Annotated in this window: 15 protein-coding genes; 8 read left to right on the forward strand and 7 right to left on the reverse strand. The window is 33.1% G+C overall.

The genetic code is table 11. The annotated features are described in order from the left end of the window. Window positions 1–14: 14 nt before the first annotated feature. Entirely contained in the window at window positions 15–1,016 is a 1,002-nt protein-coding gene (locus tag ICJ83_RS15735) for a transporter (RefSeq protein WP_188231368.1), read from the reverse strand. Window positions 1,017–1,261: 245 nt separating this feature from the next. On the opposite strand from ICJ83_RS15735, the gene ICJ83_RS15740 reads away from it, so the two are divergent. Genes ICJ83_RS15740 through ICJ83_RS15755 form a run of 4 tightly spaced genes read left to right on the forward strand, consistent with a single transcriptional unit; the run spans window position 1,262 to window position 6,745 of the window. After that, entirely contained in the window at window positions 1,262–1,543 is a 282-nt protein-coding gene (locus ICJ83_RS15740) for a DUF4834 family protein (RefSeq protein WP_188231369.1), read from the forward strand. 31 nt (window positions 1,544–1,574) lie between these two features. Continuing rightward, window positions 1,575–4,016, forward strand: a complete 2,442-nt coding sequence (locus ICJ83_RS15745; RefSeq protein ID WP_188231370.1) for a YfhO family protein — start codon at window positions 1,575–1,577, stop codon at window positions 4,014–4,016. Next, window positions 4,009–5,286, forward strand: coding sequence for a glycosyltransferase family 4 protein (locus tag ICJ83_RS15750; protein WP_188231371.1), 1,278 nt, complete (start codon window positions 4,009–4,011; stop codon window positions 5,284–5,286). Before ICJ83_RS15745 ends, ICJ83_RS15750 begins: the two co-directional genes overlap by 8 nt. A gap of 1 nt (window position 5,287) precedes the next feature. Further along, window positions 5,288–6,745, forward strand: coding sequence for a lipopolysaccharide biosynthesis protein (locus ICJ83_RS15755; protein ID WP_188231372.1), 1,458 nt, complete (start codon window positions 5,288–5,290; stop codon window positions 6,743–6,745). 73 nt (window positions 6,746–6,818) lie between these two features. Here ICJ83_RS15755 and ICJ83_RS15760 read toward each other — a convergent pair whose 3' ends face one another. Together ICJ83_RS15760 and ICJ83_RS15765 are read right to left on the reverse strand one after the other, a co-directional pair. Next, entirely contained in the window at window positions 6,819–7,949 is a 1,131-nt protein-coding gene (locus tag ICJ83_RS15760) for a hypothetical protein (RefSeq protein ID WP_188231373.1), read from the reverse strand. Window positions 7,950–8,333: 384 nt separating this feature from the next. After that, the gene (locus tag ICJ83_RS15765) at window positions 8,334–10,022 is read right to left on the reverse strand and encodes a histidinol-phosphatase HisJ family protein (RefSeq protein WP_188231374.1); all 1,689 of its coding nucleotides are present in this window, start codon (window positions 10,020–10,022) and stop codon (window positions 8,334–8,336) included. 326 nt (window positions 10,023–10,348) lie between these two features. Here ICJ83_RS15765 and ICJ83_RS15770 point away from each other — a divergent pair, with 326 nt between their 5' ends. The 3 genes from ICJ83_RS15770 to ICJ83_RS15780 all read left to right on the forward strand — a co-directional run bounded on the left by ICJ83_RS15770 (window position 10,349) and on the right by ICJ83_RS15780 (window position 13,242). Continuing rightward, window positions 10,349–11,431: a hypothetical protein gene (locus ICJ83_RS15770; protein ID WP_223154813.1), complete on the forward strand. Its 1,083-nt coding sequence runs from the start codon at window positions 10,349–10,351 to the stop codon at window positions 11,429–11,431. Then, window positions 11,428–12,126, forward strand: a complete 699-nt coding sequence (locus ICJ83_RS15775; protein ID WP_188231375.1) for a porin family protein — start codon at window positions 11,428–11,430, stop codon at window positions 12,124–12,126. The genes ICJ83_RS15770 and ICJ83_RS15775 overlap by 4 nt, the downstream gene beginning before the upstream one ends. A 96-nt stretch (window positions 12,127–12,222) precedes the next feature. Beyond that, entirely contained in the window at window positions 12,223–13,242 is a 1,020-nt protein-coding gene (locus ICJ83_RS15780) for a DUF481 domain-containing protein (protein ID WP_188231387.1), read from the forward strand. 6 nt (window positions 13,243–13,248) lie between these two features. Here ICJ83_RS15780 and ICJ83_RS15785 read toward each other — a convergent pair whose 3' ends face one another. Both ICJ83_RS15785 and ICJ83_RS15790 read right to left on the reverse strand, forming a co-directional pair. Beyond that, window positions 13,249–14,100, reverse strand: a complete 852-nt coding sequence (locus ICJ83_RS15785) for a hypothetical protein (RefSeq protein ID WP_188231376.1) — start codon at window positions 14,098–14,100, stop codon at window positions 13,249–13,251. A 270-nt stretch (window positions 14,101–14,370) separates the two neighbouring features. Continuing rightward, a complete protein-coding gene (locus tag ICJ83_RS15790; protein ID WP_188231377.1) occupies window positions 14,371–15,198 on the reverse strand; it encodes a universal stress protein in 828 nt (275 codons plus the stop codon). Between the two features lie 261 nt (window positions 15,199–15,459). Between ICJ83_RS15790 and ICJ83_RS15795 the strand changes: the two genes are divergently transcribed. Next, window positions 15,460–16,632: a DUF4998 domain-containing protein gene (locus tag ICJ83_RS15795; RefSeq protein WP_188231378.1), complete on the forward strand. Its 1,173-nt coding sequence runs from the start codon at window positions 15,460–15,462 to the stop codon at window positions 16,630–16,632. A 71-nt stretch (window positions 16,633–16,703) separates the two neighbouring features. Here the strand turns inward: ICJ83_RS15795 and ICJ83_RS15800 are convergent, their stop codons facing one another. Together ICJ83_RS15800 and ICJ83_RS15805 are read right to left on the reverse strand one after the other, a co-directional pair. Continuing rightward, window positions 16,704–18,164, reverse strand: a complete 1,461-nt coding sequence (locus ICJ83_RS15800; protein ID WP_223154814.1) for an alpha-L-fucosidase — start codon at window positions 18,162–18,164, stop codon at window positions 16,704–16,706. After that, window positions 18,149–20,197 carry a glycoside hydrolase family 2 protein gene (locus ICJ83_RS15805; protein WP_188231379.1) on the reverse strand — a complete coding sequence of 683 codons (2,049 nt, stop codon included), beginning with the start codon at window positions 20,195–20,197 and terminating at the stop codon, window positions 18,149–18,151. Before ICJ83_RS15805 ends, ICJ83_RS15800 begins: the two co-directional genes overlap by 16 nt. Window positions 20,198–20,471: the final 274 nt, after the last annotated feature.

Consider the following 20,471-nt stretch of genomic DNA (forward strand, 5'->3'; position numbering starts at 1 on the left):
TGGAAGATATAGAATTAATTGAATTCTACGGATTCGCGTTTCTGTTTTGAGTTAATCAAATCGTTATTGTTCTTATTCTTATTTCTTCGGGCCCGGCGCTTCCCTTCGTCTTTAGCAGAGGTGCCATTATCGATGTTTTCAATTTGATCTTTGTGAAAATCTAACCGGTAGGACATTCCGAAGTTAACACCAAAAACCGAAGGTGTATCTTTAGTGTTAAGTGTTACAGCGGAATCCAACTGAAAATTTTTGCTTAGTAAATATGCGCCTCCTAGTCTAAATAAGTTGTCGGCATAGAAATCGCTTTTTATACCTTGTGTTTCTGCAAAAATAACCCATTTAGGGTTAAACGAATGTGTTAATGTTAAAATATATTGAAAGTCTGACTGGTCTGTTCCTATGCGATCTTTTATAAAGTTCATTATAAACACAAATCCACCTGCAAAATTATTTTGAGTAGCAATCATAACTTTAGGACTAAAACCCTCAATACCTACAGCGGTAAATGGATTTTTTTTCGTGTCGTAATTAGCGCCTAAATAAACCGAAATAGCCGGAATTAAAGAATTCCATTTAAAACTATGGTTGGCTTTCCAGCTGTATAAATTTGTTTTATTGCGCACTTCATTTTTATAGGGATCGTAGATTAAATATTTAGCACCAACGGATAAAAATTTAAAATTTGCTCGTTCTTCATCTGAACTTATGGTAGAAATATATGTTTTGGTATCACTTTGGAAGGTGCCTTCAACATTTAATTCTAATTGCTCCCATAAAAGACCGTAACGCGCAGCAAAGTCTACACCATAACCTGAAATTTCATACTTAGGTGAAGGTGTGCGGTTTTCTTTAATATAATACGGGCCTGCTTCAAATTGTAAAACATTTGTGCCGACTGAAAAAGCGCTTCGGGATGCTCCGGGTCGGTTTGAGTTAATTACGTCGGTGTATTGGGCAAAGCCTTTGGCGGCCATAAAACTAAGCGAAATAAACAAAGTGGTTTTAAATAGTTTCATCTGTAAATGTTATATTCGATTTTAAAAATGTCAGATCGAATTAGCCTGCTACACCATTCTAAATTTGGCGATTAATGAAGCTTATTTCAAAATGATGCATTTAAATTTCGCTGTATCAATATGATAAAACGATTGCTGTAATGTTACCGCTTTAGGTATATCAAATATATAGATTTTATAGTTTTTTTATCATTTTTGAACGTTTTTTAAACATTTAGAATTGTATTTTTGTTAAAAATAATTTTATGATACAACAGGCATCGGTTAGCGGGGTGATACGAATGATATTGATAATTATCCTTGTGTATTACGGGATAAAAATTATTTCGAGATTATTAACACCGTTTCTTATAAAATATGTTTCAAAAAAGGCTGAAGAACGATTTGGAGGTCAATTTGGTGGGTTTCAGCAACGAAAACAAGAACCAGCAAAAAAAGAAGGTGAAGTAACCATCGATAAAATGCCAAACACAAAATCTACAAATAAAGACGTTGGTGAATACGTGGATTACGAAGAAATTGACTAATTTTCGCACTCATTGTTTTTAAACCATTTTCATGCAATTATCATTAAAAAAAGTACTTCCGCATTTATTAGTAATTGTCGGGTTTGTTATTGTTTCATTAGCTTATTTTAACCCTGTTTTAAAAGGAAAGAAGATTTTTCAGAGCGACATCATGCAATATATAGGCATGAGCAAACAGCAAAATGATTTTAGAGAATCAACAGGCACAGAAACTTATTGGACGGATAGTGCTTTTGCCGGTATGCCTACATATCAGCTAGGAGCAAAATATCCTCATAATTATATAAAAGAATTAGATTTAGCTTTGCGCTTTTTACCGCGTCCCGCTGATTATTTATTTCTATATTTTATTGGCTTTTACATTCTATTGCTTGTCATGAAAGTCGATTTTAAATTAGCAGCTCTCGGAGCGCTTGCTTTTGGGTTTTCTACCTATTTAATTATAATTCTCGGTGTTGGACATAATAGTAAAGCCCATGCTATTGCTTATATGCCTCTAGTTTTAAGTGGAATTATTTTAACCTTTCAGCGTAAGTATATATTAGGTTTTTTATTAACCACTGTTGCTATGGGACTGGAATTGGTCTCCAACCATTTTCAAATGACCTATTACTTACTGTTCTTAGTTGTTATATTAGGAATTGCTTATTTGGTAGATGCTTATAACAATAAAACCTTACCTCATTTTATTAAGGCTATAGGCGTTCTTATATGGGCTGTAATGTTATCTATAGCGTTGAATGCGACAAACATTTTAGCTACTCAGGAGTATGTTAAGGAAAGTAAGCGTGGAAAAAGCGAATTAACCATTAATCCTGATGGTTCTCCAAAAGCAGTTGCTACAGGATTAGATAAAGATTATATTACGCAATTTAGTTACGGTATAGCAGAAACATTTAACCTTTTTATTCCCAGATTTATGGGGGGCGGAAACAGTGAAGACCTCGGCAAAGATTCTGCCCTGTATAATCAGCTTAGAAATATGGGGGCGAGTGTAAAAGATGCTACAGATTTTTCTAAAAACGCTCCAACTTATTGGGGTGACCAACCCATAGTCGAGGCGCCGGCCTATATAGGAGCCGTGATTATATTTTTATTCGTTTTTGCCTTGTTTTTGGTCAAAGGTCGACTTAAATGGTGGCTGGTTGGTGGAACTGTATTTTCCCTGCTGTTATCTTATGGGAAAAACTTTAGTTTATTAACCGATTTCTTTATCGATTATGTGCCTTTATATAACAAATTTAGGGCAGTAACTTCTATTCAGGTTATTTTAGAATTATGCATTCCTGTATTGGCTATTTTCGGATTGGTGAAATTATTTAAAGATGAGCATTCCAAAGAAGAAAAACTTAAAGCTTTAAAGTATACAGCGGCTATTACCGGAGGTTTAGCCTTATTATTTTTGGTGTTTAAAACAACCTTATTCGATTTTGTTGGTGTTAATGATGGTTTTTATCGCCAGAATTACGGCCCCGATTTTGTGGATGCCCTAAAAAAAGATAGAAAATCTCTTTTTACAAATGACACCATTAGAACGTTCGTATTAGTGATACTTTCCGCAGGTGCAGTTTATTTATTTCTGAAAGAAAAACTTAAAAAGCAATGGGTAATTGTTGCGTTTGGCGCTTTGATTTTATTTGATTTGGTTGGTGTTAACCGACGTTATGTAAATAATGACGATTTTGTATCGGCCAGGCAAGTTGATAAACCATTTACAGCAAATAATATCGACAAGGAAATTCTAAAAGACGATGGACATTTTAGAGTCTATGATTTAGTTTCTGGTCCGTCAAAACCTTCATATTATCATAATTCATTAACAGGTTATAATGCCGCCGAGTTACGACGCTACAATGATATTTTTGAATTTTATGTGGCTAAGAATAATATGAATGTATTAAGCCTATTAAATACAAAATACATTATTGCTCAGGACAAAGAAGGTAAAATGTTTCCTTATGTAAACGACGAGGCTAATGGAAATGCCTGGTTTATTGAAAGCTTTAAAGTTGTTGACCATCCAAATGATGAAATACGTGCTCTGGAGAAATTGGAAACTAAAAAACAGGCCGTTCTTAATACTGGTGAATTTGGTAATCACTTTAAAACTAAAGGTATTCCAAATTACGTTGTAGATTCCACGGCAACAATACAACTGGTAGAGCATCAGCCAAATTATTTAAAATATCAGTCAGATAATAAGAATAAAGGCTTCGCAGTTTTTTCTGAAATTTATTATGGTAATGGGTGGAAAACTTTTATAGACGGAAAAGAGGCGTCTCATATTAGGGTAGATTACACACTTCGAGGCATGGAAATTCCCGCAGGAAAGCATACTATTGAGTTTAAATTTGATCCAGATGTTGTTAAAACAGGAAGCAGCATCACTCTGGCAAGTTCTATAATTTTTGCCATACTATTATTTGGAGGGCTATTTTACGAGTTTAAGAATAAATCAGAAACCAGTGCCTAAAAAAGTACTTATAATAACTTATTACTGGCCACCTGCAGGTGGCCCGGGAGTACAACGTTGGCTAAAATTTGTGAAATATTTACCAGAATTTGATATTGAACCAATAGTTTATATTCCTGAAAACCCTAATTATCCACTTCGTGATGAGAGTTTGTTAAAGGAGGTTTCAAATGAATTAGCTATTATAAGGCAACCTATAAAAGAACCTTATAAATTAGCAGGTTTATTTTCAAAATCAGCTTCGAAGTCAATAAGTAAAGGCATAATTCCTGCACAGAAAGAACAAAGTTTTATAGAAAAATTAATGCTTTTTGTTCGTGGTAATTTCTTTATCCCAGATGCACGTAAGGCTTGGGTTAAACCATCGGTAAAGTTTCTTTCTGAGTATTTAAAGAATGAAGCGATTGAAACCATTATAACGACAGGGCCACCTCATAGTTTGCATTTAATAGGCTTACAATTAAAGGAATCATTAGGTGTAAAATGGTTAGCCGATTTTAGAGACCCGTGGACAACAATCGGGTATCATAAGCAGCTTAAACTAACCAAATCTTCAGAAAAAAGGCATAAGGCTTTAGAGAAAGAAGTTTTAAATAAGGCAGATCAAATTATAGTAACCAGTTTTACAACAAAATCAGAGTTTGAAGCCTTAACCCAAAAGCCAATTCAGGTGATTACTAATGGTTACGATAACCAGTCTGTCCAAAATTTAAAAATGGACACTAAGTTTTCGATTGCCCATATCGGATCATTACTTTCAAAACGTAACCCAGAGGTGTTATGGCGGGTTTTAAGGGATTTAAGGAAAGAAAGTGATGGATTTGCAAAGGATTTTCAGTTAAACTTAATAGGGGCTATAAGTGAAGATGTTCTTAAAACTATTTATTCCTATGGTTTAGATAACTGCATTAAAAACCTAGGTTATGTATCTCATGAAAAAGCGATAAAGTATCAAAAACAATCGCAGGTATTATTACTAATTGAAATAGATTCCGAAGAGACTAAATGTATTATTCCTGGTAAGCTGTTTGAATATATGGTGTCCGACCGACCTATTATTGCATTAGGTCCTAAAGAATCGGATGTCGAAAAAATAATAAAAGAGACCAACACAGGGCACTATTTTTATTACACCAGTTACAATGCATTAAAATCTGTTATTTTCGAGCATTACAAAGCCTACAAGGATGATGCGTTAAAAGTGCAAGCCATAGGATTACAAAAATATAGTCGTAAAGCTTTAACCAAATCGTTATCTAATTTCATTTAAAATGGGAGTCGTAGCTTTACAATCTTTAAAAAACGTAATTTCCACCTATTTAGGTTTTGTTATAGGTGCTATAAACACCCTGTTTTTATTTACTAACTTTATGAGTGATGCCTATTATGGTATGGTGGGTTATATGCTTTCGTTAGCTTATGTAATAATGCCTGTAATGGCCTTTGGGGTTCACAATACACTTGTAAAGTTTTATTCTACATTTAAAACCAGGGTATCGCTAAATAGCTTTTTAACTTTAATGCTTTTTCTTCCGTTAATTATAATACTACCATTAAGTGCAATAGGTTATTTTAGTTATAACAGTATAGCTTCGTTTTTGTCAAGAGAAAATTCAATTATAGAAAATTATTTGTGGCATACGTTTATCATTGCGGTAGCTTTGGCGTATTTTGAAGTATTCTTTGCTTGGGCTAAAGTACAAATGCAAACTGTTTTTGGCAATTTTATGAAGGAGGTGTTTCATAGAGTAGGTACTATGGTGTTACTTTTTTTATTGTATTTTAAAGTTATTGATATAGAGCAGTTCATGCAGGGTATTGTTTTAGTTTATATTATACGCATGCTCATTATGAAGATTTACGCCTTCAGTTTAAAATGGCCCGTTTTAATTTTTAAGAAATTAAATAATTGGCAAAGCATTATTAAGTACTCTTTTTTAATCATTATTGCTGGTTCTGTAGCAAGTGTCTTATTGGATGTAGATAAAGTAATGTTGGGGTATTATATCCCTATAGGTGAGATCGCGTATTATAACGTCGCTATTTATATTGCAGCAGTAATTGCGGTGCCTTTGCGTTCAATGCATCAAATACTTCTGCCTTTATCGGCCAAATATATAAATGAAAAGGATCTTAAATCGCTCGACGATTTGTCTAAAAGAAGCTCATTAACTCTGTTTATAGTAAGCGGATTAATTTTTTTATTAATCGTTCTTAATATAAATCAACTGTACTTAATAATAGAGGAACAATATAGTGATGGTTTATTTGTTGTTCTAATTATTAGCCTTGCGAAATTATACGATGCACTTTTAGGAAGTAATAACGCTATTTTATTTAATAGTGATTACTACAGAATTGTTCTGTTTTTGGGAGTTATTCTTGTAGTATTAATGGTTATTCTCAATATTATTTTTATTCCTTTGTTTGGAATAAATGGAGCTGCATTTGCCACTTTCTTAGCTATGTTTTTATATAACAGTATAAAATTGTTTTTTGTTTATAAGAAATTTAGAATATTACCATTTACTGCAAATACGTTTAAGACAGGAATTGTTATTGTTTTGGGGGTTGGGTTATTTTATTTTTGGGATTTTCCATTTTATCCCATTGTAAATATTACTTTAAAATCTGCTCTAGTCACTGTAGTTTATATTTACATTATTCATAAGTTTAAATTATCTGAAAACATATCGTCATTACTGGATCGTTTTATAAAGATTAACTAAAAAAGAAAACCCCTCGAAGTTGCTTTAGGGCGAACATTTCGAAGGGATTTCTAAACTAACCAACCAAAAATTTTTATGAACGTCTGTGAATTGAATTAGACGATCTTGTATTGTTACTAGCACGATTATTTCTACTGTTTGAAGCTACAGGTTTATTATTTGAGCTTCTTTTTACACTCGTGCTTCTATGTTGCGTACCTCTTGTATTGTTTGAAGTTCTTTGAACGACTTGAGGTGATTTTCTATTATTTGAATTGTTACTTCTATATATACGTTGATTACTGTTGTTTGGTTTATTTACAATCCGATTATTTTTATAATTTCTTGTTGAATTATTTCTAACCGAACTGTTACGGGTAATAACGTTATTCTTTTTGTTAATATTGCGTTTTACATCAGGTTTATAAATTCTTCCATTACCTGCATTATTTCTATGTGAATAATTATTTCTGTTATTATTGGTTGCATAGGACTTATTTGCATTTCTATTTACTGTAGCATTTCTTGAATTACGATATACTGTAGCGTAATTTCTATTACGCTTAATTACATTTCCATGTCTGTTTGCAACCGATGTTCTTGGTCTGTGATTGTTATAATATGGTCTGTTATATCTATGACGTACGGGTTTATAATATTGTCTGTAAGGTCTGTTATAAACAACACAGTAATCACGAGCAGGAATACTGTAGTATCTGTGCCATGGACGGTATACATAACGTCTATTGTAAACATTTATAAAACCAGTGCAATGTGAAAATACGTTATAACGGTTGTAGTGCACATATAAGCCCCCAACTCTGGTTACAAAACCATAATTGTTATAATTAATGTTTACATTTCCAACGCGGCTTACTCGGCCGTAATAATCATAATAAATTGGTGTATTTTCAATTTGAACAATAGCACCAAATTCGTCATACTGAACATAAGCGTTGTAGTCGTAACCAGAGTTAAAACTAAAATTAAAATTTGGAGATCCTACAGAAACGTTTACCTGAGTATTGTTACCTAGAATATTAAAATCGAATTGGCCGTCTCTAAAAACAGAAAATTCAATACCGTTTTCAACAAATATGAAAGAATTACCATAACCTCTGTTATAAATAGTTGTTTCTATTTGCTCTGTGTTGCTGGTTGTGGTTGCATTTGTGGTAAAGCTTGTAAGCGCTAACCCTGCTAATAAGAATATAAACTTTTTCATAATTGCATCTTTTTTGTGTTACGCTTAATGAAACACAAACAGCGTGCCAAAAAACATTTTAGCTTAATGAATAAGTATAAGTTATTGATGTGTAGTATGTTAAAATTAAAATGTATTTGAAGGTATTAGGATTCGTTTTTAATAAACATATCATGTTACGGTTTTCCGTATTTTAGTTTATTATAAAATATATAAATTTGATGAGCTATTAATCCTTTACCATAGGAGGCATTGAGCACGTCTTTTCGAAGCGTGCTTTTTGTTTTTTCTTCTATTCATCATTTCTAATGATGCCGTATTCTGAGAAAAAATAAATGCAAAAAAAAAACACCTTAATTATTTCAACCAAGATGTTTTTGATAAATATTTATGTTTCGTGAAAATTTACATACTGTGAAATTCAATTAAATTGGCTTCATAATATTGATCACCTAACTTAGTAAGCAAATTATTAATGGTATTACTATCGCCATTAACGGCTAAAGCAGAATACCCTACGTTATTAAGTTTTCCTAATCTTAAATCGATAATGTTAATATTTTTAGACGCTAAAGCAGATAGTAATATAAGAAGTACCCCTGGCGCATTATGATGCTTAGTAACAATTACTTTTTCACTTAAAGCTAAATTTAATTTAACACCATCCATCTCTAAAAGGTAAACACCCTCGCGATGGTATTTTGGGAGCTCAGCATCTTCTTTATAAGTTAAATTTGTAAAAGTCCCAGCATCTGTTCCGTTAATAAAATCAATGGCAGTTTTTACATTACCATTTTCATCATTAATAGATAAAAAAGCTTCTGCAGTGCCATCGTTGTTAGATTTTAAACGAGCGGTTTCCACATTAATACCCTCAGATGCCAATGTGTTGAATAAGGACGATATAACACCCGGTTTATCAAGATGTTTAGAGAATAATCCGTTTACCTTTCTTTTTGGTTTTTCAGGAATTTCATTGGTAACAGTAATAGACTTTCCTGATTTTCGAATTCTAATAGCATTATATTCTCCCATACTGGTCGACCCCTTGTAAAGCTCAACAAACTCAGCAAATGAACCGCCAAATGAAAAGTCGGGAATAATGCGACGTTGTTCGCTATCTAATCGCTGGTTTAATAGCTCAATACCTTTATTTAATACGGTATACTTTACTTTTAAGTCATGATCGTCGTATATAGTACGGTTTTCAGGAATTAATTTAGAATAGCTTACGTAGCTTTCATATCCAGCCTCCTGAATATATTCTAAACTTTCTTTAAAGTTTAGGCCATAGTAGCGCACATGGTGCGTGTCGGTACCTACACAAACTGGAATTTGTAATTCTTTGGCACGTCTTAAAATACTTTGTACAGGATATACACCTACACCTTTAAATTTACCCGCCATATTCACATCTAAAGCTAAATTTCGGTCGGCAATAAGCTCTAAAAGCGTTCTAAATTTGTTAGCTAGCGGGTGAGCACTGGTTTCAAAATTTATTAATGCTTCAGGCATATCTACATTTAATTTGGGTAAATCGATATGACCAATTATTTGAATCATGTCTCCGAAGGATTCAATCATTTGAATCATTTCATTAAAATACCCATCCCAATATGCTTCAAGACTTCCGCGAAGCTTTAAAAGCTCCATGGCTTCTTCTTTAGATCCGTCGTAAGGTAAGCCTTCAGGAGCAAAATGTACCGAACCAATAACGTAATCGGCATCTTCGGCTTGAAATATTTTAGATCGGCTCCATTGTAAACCTAACTCAGGTCCCATCCATTCCAATTCTACGCCATATTTAATATTTATTTGTCCTTCATACTTTTTACGAAGGTTAGCAATACGTTTTGGATAATTTAGATATGAACGATTTCCTCTAATAAACTTTACATTGGTTTCACGTTCGGCTGTATAACGAAAACTTGTTAAACGCGGGGAGTGAATAATAAAAGTAATACTTGGGTGTTTGGCTTCAATAGCCTTATCAATAATATCTTCCAACTTGTCAATACCATGTTTAACATGGTCTTGTTCTGTACCCGCATGTATACCGTGCGTTTCCCATATAAACTCATTAAGTTTTCTCATAAACCGAATTGCTTTTAAAATGCTTCAAAGGGCAAATTTAGCTATTGAAAAATTATTTTGAACATTAATTTTAAGGAATTGAATTTTTATCAAAAACAACTGTTTTTTACCTGTAATAATGGCTAAAAACAAAATTGTTATTAAGAATTTAACAAACCAGATATAAGGAGATTTTTTATTTATCAGGAAGCAAAATGTACTCGTAATAATTTGTATGGTGTCCTTAAAATACTTCTAAATTGTTTATTAAAATGAAGTTATAAATGGTTTTACTTATTCTTTTGTGATTTTTTTCTTAGATTTAAGTAGACAAATACAACTTGCTTATGCTATTAAAATTACCTTCGGTTTTCTTAGTAAAATCAAATATTGTTATAAAAATACTGGCGATAAGTATAGTTTCTTTAATGTTTAACCATGAAGTTTACGCCCAATACGCATCAAAAGAACCCAACCCATTTCACAAAAAATATCACGATAGTTTAAAGAATAGGGATTACCCGTATACATTTCCGTTGTTGGCAAAAAAGGCTTACAAAAGAGGGTTCGATATACCATTTACATATGGGGTAAGTACAGCTTATTACTCGCAAGTACAAGATGTTAATATTAAACGGACTCTAATTGGTTTTAATGATTCTGAACAAGTTGATTTAAGTGGATTTATTAAATTTGGTACGGTCGAATCTAGCACAGAGGCCTTTACTATTAGACCCGATATGTGGGTTTTTCCTTTTTTAAATGTGTATACTATTTTTGGTGTGGGTAATAGCTCCACTGCTGTTCCTTTGGTTCGCCCTGTAGATTTTTCAACCATTCAACATTTTAACGTAACTAGTTTTGGTTTCGGTTTTACGTTTGCAGGAGGTTTTGGCCCTGTATTTTTTGTCGTAGATAACAATTTTAATTTCGCTAATGTCGATGCCTTGGTAGAACCTGTACCTGCGCGTAATTTAGATATTCGTTTAGGACATAATTTTGTAAATCCGAGAAGAGCCGATCGCGGTATTGCCGTTTGGTTTGGAGCGTTTAATCAAAATATTAAAGGCGATACAAATGGAAGCATAAATATTGCGGATTTGTTTCCTAATGGCGCAGGTGAGCTACAAGACAATTTTATTGGACGACTTGAAGAGTGGGCCGATGGGCTTCCTTTAGCACAAAAAGTAATAGCCAACCAAATTATTGATAGAGTGGATGATTATTTAAATGGTGTTGATGTAAGTGATTCCACAATTACCTATAAATTAGATAAGGAACTTGCGAAGCGTTGGAACATGGTTTTTGGAGCACAATACCAGCACAATAAACATTGGCAGTTACGTACAGAAATTGGAACCTTTGGCAAGCGTACTTCATTTTTAATTATGTTGAACTACAGGTTTGAATCTATATTCAAGAAAAAATGATAAAAAAAATAATACTTGGGTTATTGTTTGTTATACTCACTTTAGTGAGTCATCAGGCGCAGTCTCAAATTTTATTAGGGTTAATATTTGGAGACGATTTAAATTCTGAAAAATTAATTTTTGGGGTGCATTTAAATTATTCATGGAATGACATTTCAAATTTAGATGAATCAGGTAGTTTAAACTCATTTAACCTTGGGTTAAACTTTAATTATAAATTAAGTGATAAGTTTAGGGCACAAACCGAGATGTTGGCCAAGTACACCCGAGGCGCAGGAGATATTCCTGTATATTCATTAGGTGATGAGGCTTTAGATGATTTGTATTCAGGTGGGAAGGTGTCCAGAGAGATAAAGTATTTAAGTATTCCTATTAGTATTCAGTATTTAACTAATATTGGAGTTTATGTTGAGGCAGGACCGCAAGTTTCAATGCGAATTAAGGCTACAGATGTTTTTGAAGTGAGTACAGCTGAAGGGGATTTAGAATTAAAAAGAAATATTAAAAATATGGTTAATACCTGGAATTTTGGTTGGCAGGTAGGTATAGGGTATTACATTGCACCGTTAAAAACAACTTCAGTAGGAGTTCGATATTATGGCGGTTTTAGTGATGTAATAAAAGGAGAAGGCAATCAAAATCACCAGCAATGGGCTGTATATGCCAATATTCCGTTAGGAAGAAAGGGCAAATAAAAAGAAGTGTAATTAATTCAAGCTGTTTTATTTATTTAAAAGTTGATTATGAGTCCGGTTAAGTTTAATTTTAAGGTAGAATTCAAGCATCGTTTAATGACATTATTAAAAAGTGCTTTTATGCTGTTAATAATGTTTGTAATTCATAATACCTACGCTCAAAATGATACATTAGTTTTAAAAAACAACAACCGAATTATCGGCGAAATTAAAAGTATGCAAAATGGGGTATTAGGTATTGAAACCGATTATAGTGATTCAGACTTTAAGATAACTTGGCTAGAGGTTGCAGAAATAAGTGGTAACCAGATGTTTCTTGTGACTTTAAAAAATGGAAACCGTCATAATACCTCTTTTGGGTCCGCGGGAGCGAAAGGGAAAGTAAAATTAAATGATATTGGAGGAGGTATAATTGTAAATATAAGCGATATCGTTTTTATAAAATCAATAAAATCTAATTTTATGTCACGTTTAGATGCCTCTTTATCTGTGGGATTTAACTTGACTAAAAGTAATAACCTCAGACAGTTAAATGTGCGAAGTACGTTTGGTTACACTGCAAACTATTGGCAATTAAGCGGAAGCTACAATTCGGTGAGAAGTAAACAAGATGGTAGTAATGAAATACACCGTACAGATGCCAATATTAGGTTTACCTATTATTTAAAGAACGATATGATTGCTTTGTTCAATTCAGAATACTTAGCTAACGATGAACAAAAAATTGAATATCGATTTAATAATAGAGTGGGATTTGGTAGTTATTTTATTCATACCAATTATATGTATTTTGGAGCTGTTGCCGGTTTAGCGCTTAACAACGAGAGATTTAACGACGACTTAAATACAACACGTAATAGTTTAGAGGCTTTTGGATCGTTAGAGCTCAATCTATTCGACGTTAAAGATTTCGATTTGTTAACTAATATTATCGCCTATCCTAGTATTACTGAAGGTAGTCGTTTTAGATTAGATTACAAGCTAGACTTGAAATACGATTTGCCATACGACTTTTTTGTAAAGTTTGGAGTTACTTATAACTTTGATAACAGGCCAGTTCAAGATGCGTCTAAGGACGATTATGTGTTGCAAGCTACTTTTGGTTGGGAATTATAGTGCTACTTAGTTAAAAGAATACATGGCGGTAATGGTTGGCCCATTATATCCCCATTTTAAAAATCCGTTTAACCTTTCTTTTTCAATATCTACTCTAAAGTTTAGTCCAGTATAACCCAGATTTAAATTTAAATTGGGTATAAGACTATATGAAACTGAAGCGTTGTAACTAAGTATTCTTCCTGAAATGTTATTTATTTTTAGTGATAAGTAATTCATATTACTGTAAAGGGCTAATTTTTTACTAATTAAAAATTTGTTCCATAGCCCTAAATCGGGAAGCGGTGCCGTAAAATCTAAATTGTCTTTTATTTCTCCCGAACCAACATTGGTTTCTGCACGTAATCCAATATTTCCAAACAAAATATGAGTTCCAATTAAAGCCCCTATTTGATACTTTGGTTTATTAAATATAGCATAACCATAAGAAAATCGTAAAATTTGAGTATTAAAAAAAGCCTCAATTTGGGCATCGGCATTATAGGTGTTTTCGCCAAAAACAATATCCTTATCAATAGTGTAGCGTGAAGAACGGCTTAAATAGAAATAATTCAAGTCGAATCTGGATCGTTTCGAAACCTGCCATGAAAATGTTCCATAAAAGGAAGTGGTATATTTTGAAAACCCTAAATTGTCTTCAAGATCTAATAAAGAGCCCTTTCCACTCGTTGTGCTTCCAACTCTAACTTGCGTATTGTTTAAAGGAAAAAAAGCGCCAGCATGAATTTCATATTTATGAGAATACCAATTCGGTAATTCTTGTCTTGTATGAGATGTTTTGTTTACAATGCTATCTTGAGCGCTCGAGTAAATTGTATTAACCAACAAAACCACAACAATAATAAAATATTTGTTCATATAACGCCTAATTTAAAAAGAGAATAACAAAAAAGCATACTAATGCCGTTATAAATGTACTAAAATTGATCATTTAATGAGCGGTGTTTAGTATAAAGAATAAATGGTAAATTATTCAAAAAATATAGCAAGAAAACTAGCAATTATTTTTTTTTAGAATTAGAGTAGTTTCAATCTAATTCCATAAAAAAAAAAGCATAAAGCAAACATATTTTTTTAGGTATTGTTCGCTTTATGCTATTGAAGCGTGACTATTAATTATAATACTCTTTATTTTGGGATAACCAAAAAAGGAACCGTTGGGTGAAACCCGATACGCTTAATTACGGGTTCTTTTAATATATCCTCAATAAAACTATGTTTGTAATTCACCATAGTTAAGGCGTCAATATCAAGTTCCTTAATAAAATCGTTAATTTCAGAGGCCTTATTTGCATAATTAGGCATCCAGTGGAAACTATGGTCGTAATCAGCTAGAAGCTTTTTAAGCTCGGCTAAATTACTTTCCTGTTTGTCGCTTAATTTTTCTTCTACATTTATATGAACTACTCTAATTTTAGCGTTAAACAAATCTGCTAATTCTTTAATAGGAGCAAGTTCTGTCTCACTGTAAGTTCTGTTAAAATCTGTGGGGAAGGCGACTTGCTTTATGGCATTAAAATCGGAATTTTCAGGGATAACTAAAACAGGACAATCATGAATATGATTAACAATTTGAACGGTGTTGCTGCCAAAGAAAAATTCTTTAGCCCCTGAAGCACCTTTTGTTCCCATAATTATGAGGTCGATTTTTTTCTCCTTAACCAATTTGCGCATCGAGGTTAATAAATCCTCAGTGCTTTGCAGTATTTTAAATTCATGGTTAGCATTCTTATCGCAGCTTTCAGTAAGTTTTTTTAGTTCCTGTAAGCCTTTTTTACCTTCTTCCTTCATGGTTTCAATAAGTTTACTTGATAAACTAGAGTAAGAAGCAGATTGGATTGTAACCGAATTTAAAATATAAAAAGTGGTAGGCTCATCGGCAAAAAGCTTAAGAGCGTAAACAACGGCATTCCATGCATTGTCTGAGAAGTCTGTTGGTAATAATATATGTTTCATGAGTAATTAGTTTTAAATGTAGTATAAAGTTAAAAATAGTCCTCCTTAAAAATTATGACAATTGTCATGCCTGCATTAAAAAGATTTTAAATATTAATATAAGAAGAATAGTGAAATAAATAATGATATTTAACTAATATTCTGTGGTTTGTCAGCTCTAATTTTTTATAATCACAGGATACTACAGGATGGTAAATCTATAAGTTAAGAATACTTTTATGTCTTATATAACAACTATTACCAACAACTAAACAATTAAAAATGAAAATTAAACTTAATTATGCATTAATACTACTCTTCTTTTCTGTTTTTTTAGGTGTGATGTCATGTGGATCTGAAGATTATCCAGATGTAAATAATTATGATGATGCATTAGGAGATTTAAAATCGTTTGTAGTTAGACCTGGTTTAAACATGGTTTTGATTGAAGGCATAATCGATGACAATAGTGTGTCTGAAGTTATAATCTACTGGAACAACCAAGCGGAATCTGTAACCGTTCCGGTAACTAATGGGGCAATTTCCGTACAAATAGATAATCTTGAAGAGAAGCTATACATTTTTGAAGCTAAAACAGTAGATGCTCAAGGAAAGGTTTCAGATTTAGTAAGTGCAGGGACCGAAGTGTATGGTGCTACATTTGTTGAGGGATTAGAGAATCGAGAATTAGTTTTTAGTGATTTATTCGATAGTAATTTGAGTTTAGCCTTTGCGCCTGCAGATGCCACAACAGGAATTTTAGGAACCGAGTTAATTTATACTAATAATACAGGTCAAGAGGTTGAATTAGAAATAAATGCTAGTCAAGAAGATTTGAATATAATAGATTTTATGAGCGGATCTACGTTGAAACATCGTTCTTATTATGTGTATTCTCCCTTAAGTTTAGATACCATATATACCGAATATGTTAACCATAAACCGTTTGTGTTACCAGTATTAGGAAATGCAGCCATTCCCTTTGTCGCATCAGAAACTAGTGGTAGATGGGGAACTTTAGCCGAGCCATGGATAACCAACGATGCTGCCAAAAATCATGGTGGTTTAGGAGGCTGGGACGAATGGAATGGTAATATTTTTAATTTAGAATCAGGCTGGGGGTCTCCATACATTGTAGAAGGAAAAATTCATCAGGTTATTGCAGCAGAACCAGCAAATTACAGATTAACCATAGAGGTGCTGAGTACAAATCATGATACTAATCCAGATGGAGCATATTTTGTTATTACTAAAGGGAATGGTGGTTTGCCAAATGTTGCAGATGTTGAAACAGCAAGTGAAGTTATCGGATTCCAACGCATAGGAGGCCCAGGAACATATAACGTAGATTTCGTATTGGACGAGAGTTCAGATATATCAATAGGAGAGGTGGCAACGCAAAACGGAAATTTCTTTTGTAATATCACCTCTTGGTACTTAGGTTTAGCAAATTAAGAATTTGGTGTTCTTATAGTTTTAGTGAGGAAGAGCAGCTATGTGAGTATAGCTGCTTTTTTTTGTTGGTGTTATTCCATTAAAATCTCAAATATAAAAGGTTCATTTGGTGTGTTTTCTGGTAATGAAATAAAATATCCCATCTTATCATGATGATGATATTCGAGTTTTTCAGTTTCAAAATTTACTACTTTAAGCTTTTTTCCATTGGGGAGCTCAATTTTTAATAGTTTTGAAAGAGGAAGGTTAAAAACGACTCCATAAAATTTTCCGCTATTTGTGTTTTTAACATAATACCCCCAATCCTGAGGTTTTAAATTGGCATAGTCGCCATAATAAATAACTTTATCTGCATATTTAGACATCCAATTTCCAATAGAATTTGATATTTCTAATTCTTCATTACGAAAAGTTCCATCTCCTTTAGGGCCATAGTTTAAAAGAAAATTTCCTCCTAACGAAACCGTTTTTACAATAAGTTCCAGAATTTCATTAGCAGATTTTACGTGACTTAAACTCCAATCCTTGTGGTAGCCCCATTGGTTTACAGGAATGGTCATGCAAGCTTCCCAATCGATCTTAGTAATTAAGGTGTCATTTTTTGCTGGTAAATAACGTTCGTAGCCAGACTGGTAATCGCCCATCAAATTGCCATTCGAATCGAAATGCCTGCTTCCAAAATCGTCGGCTCTCAACCTACTGTTAACTATTACATTTGGGTTTACTTCCTTTAATGCTTTTTGAATGTCGTATGAATATTTCCCATTTTTTTTCCAGGAGGCGTCCCAAGTACCATCAAACCAAAAGCCTTTAACCTCAGGGTATTTTTGTTGAAGTTCCAAAAGTTGATTTTTAGCAAATTCGAAATACTTTGAAAAAGCAAGACTATCAGCTTGGTTTTTAATGTCGTAACGCCAGTCTTTATGATGCCAGTCAAGAATTGAATAATAAAAATAAACGTCTATACCGGCTTCTGTATACGCGTCAACAAATTCTTTTAACAGGTCTTTTTTATAAGGGGTGTTTTCAATATCAAATTCTGTAAATTCACTTGGCCAAAGACAAAAACCTTCATGATGTTTTGTCGTAATTGTAACATATTTAAAACCTGATGCTTTAGCCATTTTTGCCCATTGCACGGCATTGAATTTATTAGGATTGAATTGATATTGAAGGGAATCCCAGGTTGCATTAGGTATTTTTGCAAAATTAGCAAGCCATTCTGCCGCTCCCAGATATGTCGTTCCATTCCATTCACCGCCGGGTATAGAATATAATCCCCAATGGATGAATTGCCCCAATCTATTTGCCCTGAACTTTTTCATTTCAGCATCCTGACGTTTGCCGATATATTGTGCTCCGTATTTTAAGGTTATCGAGTCATTTGTACTACTCATTTCTATTCCTACCGCATCGGTAACCGTTTTTGGTTCGTTAACTTTTAATGGTTTAAGTCCGCATGAGATTACCATGTTGAAGTTTAAAATTACAATGAAAAAGCCACCTAGTCGTGTTTTTATTTTAAAGTCCATATTACCGAGTCTTTTAAGGTTTTTCCTGATGTAACTTCTATATTATTTTTGCCAGACTTGAGTGTAACGTTTTTAAAAATATAATGTACTTCAGTTTTACCTGATTCCTGTTTTTTATGCTTTTTCCCATTTATTTTCAGAATGGGGATTTCAGAATTACAATAAACATGAATATCGGTAATCGAGGATGTTCTGGTAGTGGCTCTTCGGTCTGAAATATAAACCATGGGCTCTTTGTTCCAGTTTGCTTTGTACCAGAAATAAGAGTCTTTTTTGTTTTTACGGTCGTAAGTTACCAGACCTTTATGATTTCTTGCAGGAACACCTCCTCTGGACCAAAGTGGCAATCCAAAATCAAACATATTCCAAACATACGAAGCGATTAAATATTCCTGATTAGCAATGTCTCCCCATTGGGTTTCATGAAAGCGTGTTGCATATTGTTCAGGGAAAAAGTCGTCGCCATATCCAACACGTTCAGGGGCTTTTTCTAATTGATGCTCTATATTTGCTCCAGCACCATATTCCGATAAAATAACACTATGGTTGGGGTATTCTTTTTGTAAACCTTCAACCCATTTTTTTATATCTCCCATATGGCCTTCATACCAACCGAAATAACGATTCATGCCCTGTATGTCTGCATTTCGGTTTATCGGGTGATCCATATGACCGTAACCATTAACACTTACCGTTGGTCTGTCTGGATCTATATTTTTAGCCATGTCGTTTAAGTCACGTGTTAACACCGCTCCATAATCTGATGGTTTTTTAGAATAAACTTCATTATGTAATCCCCATGTATAAATGGAAGGGTGGTTAAAATTCTGCTTAATCAATTCTTCCATTTGTAATTTTGCATTTGCAGATTCTTCACCACTAATACGATTAACAAATGGAATTTCAGCCCAAATAATAAAGCCAATGCTATCACATTTACTATATAAGTATTCCGATTGTTGGTAGTGCGCAAAGCGAATAGTAGTAACTCCCATCTCGTTCATGATTTCAAGGTCTTTATCATGTTGCCAATTACTAAGGGCATTGCCATAGTCAAACCAGTCCTGATGCCTGCATACACCATACATGTTTTGTTTTTCATTATTAAGATAAAAACCTTTGCCGCCTCTTATTTCGAATTTTCTAATACCTAAGGGTTGTTCAACCTGGTCTATAAGATTTCCATTTTCATCTTTAATGCGCACAACAACTTTATATAAATAAGGATCTTTTTTACCATGCCAAAGGTGAGGATTTTCAATATCAATTTCCTGATTAAAAGTTTTTCTTCCTTGTGGTGAAAGTAGAAGGTCTGACTTTTCTTTTTCTATCAAATTGTTTTTTGTGTCTAAAATGGATGTTTCTAATGTGATTTTCTGTACGTTTTTTTCAATACTTTCTATTTTTGTTTTTATGTGAATAGAAGCATGTTCTTTGCTTACATTTTTTTGAGAGATATAAACGCCTGGAGAGGTATAGTCGGTAGTAGAAATGTTAGTTTTATTTGTGATAATTAATGAAGCAGGTCTATAAATACCGCCGTATATTCCAAATAAGAAATGGTTAACCGGAATAATTTTGTTTGATGCCTTATTATTAACTCTAACAACTATTGTGTTGTCTTCACCAAAGTTTAAATCGTAGGTTAAATCGAAAATAAAAGCCGCATAAGAGCCCTCATGTTTACCAATATAACGACCATTAACAAATAACTCAGCCACTTGCCCAGCACCTTCGAAACGAATAAAAGTTCGTTTATTTGACCAATTTTTATCAGCAAACAATTTTTTTTTGTAAAAGGCATAACCTTCATAAAAATCTTTACCCATCTGCATATCCTTGTCATTCCATGTGTGTGGAAGCTTAACATTTTGCCATCCTGTTACCATCGAATCAGTTTCGGTTTCAGTAACTTTTGCGAATTGCCAGTTTTCGTTTATTGCAATTTCTTGTCTTACCGGAGCTTGAGCATTTAAAAATTGCAGGTTGAATATTAGAAGAAAAAAGAAAAGGTAGTGTAATGATTTAATCATTTTAATATTAAAAATTTATTATTACTTAACTTAGTTAGGTTATTAGTTTCTTTCCATGTTAAAAGTATTAATTATTCATTTTTAAAGGTTGGATGAATTGGTCAATTTATTGAACTTTTTGGGCAACTTATTCATAAATGTTGCTTGCTTCCTTATGCTGTTATTATTAAATGATAAACGCATAACGAAAAGCATCTGTTCTTTATAGCATTGCAAACGAGTAAGATAAACCGGGTTAGAGTAGGCTTTTGTCTTAGCATACGGCCGACATGTT

The organism is Aestuariibaculum sediminum, assembly GCF_014596945.1.
Lineage (GTDB): Bacteria > Bacteroidota > Bacteroidia > Flavobacteriales > Flavobacteriaceae > Aestuariibaculum > Aestuariibaculum sediminum.

Bases quoted from the DNA above. Each gene is read 5' to 3' on its own strand.
- ICJ83_RS15735 (WP_188231368.1), bottom strand. From the start codon at position 1,016: ATGAAACTATTTAAAACCACTTTGTTTATTTCGCTTAGTTTTATGGCC.
- ICJ83_RS15740 (WP_188231369.1), top strand. From the start codon at position 1,262: ATGATACAACAGGCATCGGTTAGCGGGGTGATACGAATGATATTGATA.
- ICJ83_RS15745 (WP_188231370.1), top strand. From the start codon at position 1,575: ATGCAATTATCATTAAAAAAAGTACTTCCGCATTTATTAGTAATTGTC.
- ICJ83_RS15755 (WP_188231372.1), top strand. From the start codon at position 5,288: ATGGGAGTCGTAGCTTTACAATCTTTAAAAAACGTAATTTCCACCTAT.
- ICJ83_RS15760 (WP_188231373.1), bottom strand. From the start codon at position 7,949: ATGAAAAAGTTTATATTCTTATTAGCAGGGTTAGCGCTTACAAGCTTT.
- ICJ83_RS15765 (WP_188231374.1), bottom strand. From the start codon at position 10,022: ATGAGAAAACTTAATGAGTTTATATGGGAAACGCACGGTATACATGCG.
- ICJ83_RS15770 (WP_223154813.1), top strand. From the start codon at position 10,349: ATGCTATTAAAATTACCTTCGGTTTTCTTAGTAAAATCAAATATTGTT.
- ICJ83_RS15775 (WP_188231375.1), top strand. From the start codon at position 11,428: ATGATAAAAAAAATAATACTTGGGTTATTGTTTGTTATACTCACTTTA.
- ICJ83_RS15780 (WP_188231387.1), top strand. From the start codon at position 12,223: ATGACATTATTAAAAAGTGCTTTTATGCTGTTAATAATGTTTGTAATT.
- ICJ83_RS15785 (WP_188231376.1), bottom strand. From the start codon at position 14,100: ATGAACAAATATTTTATTATTGTTGTGGTTTTGTTGGTTAATACAATT.
- ICJ83_RS15790 (WP_188231377.1), bottom strand. From the start codon at position 15,198: ATGAAACATATATTATTACCAACAGACTTCTCAGACAATGCATGGAAT.
- ICJ83_RS15795 (WP_188231378.1), top strand. From the start codon at position 15,460: ATGAAAATTAAACTTAATTATGCATTAATACTACTCTTCTTTTCTGTT.
- ICJ83_RS15800 (WP_223154814.1), bottom strand. From the start codon at position 18,164: ATGGACTTTAAAATAAAAACACGACTAGGTGGCTTTTTCATTGTAATT.
- ICJ83_RS15805 (WP_188231379.1), bottom strand. From the start codon at position 20,197: ATGATTAAATCATTACACTACCTTTTCTTTTTTCTTCTAATATTCAAC.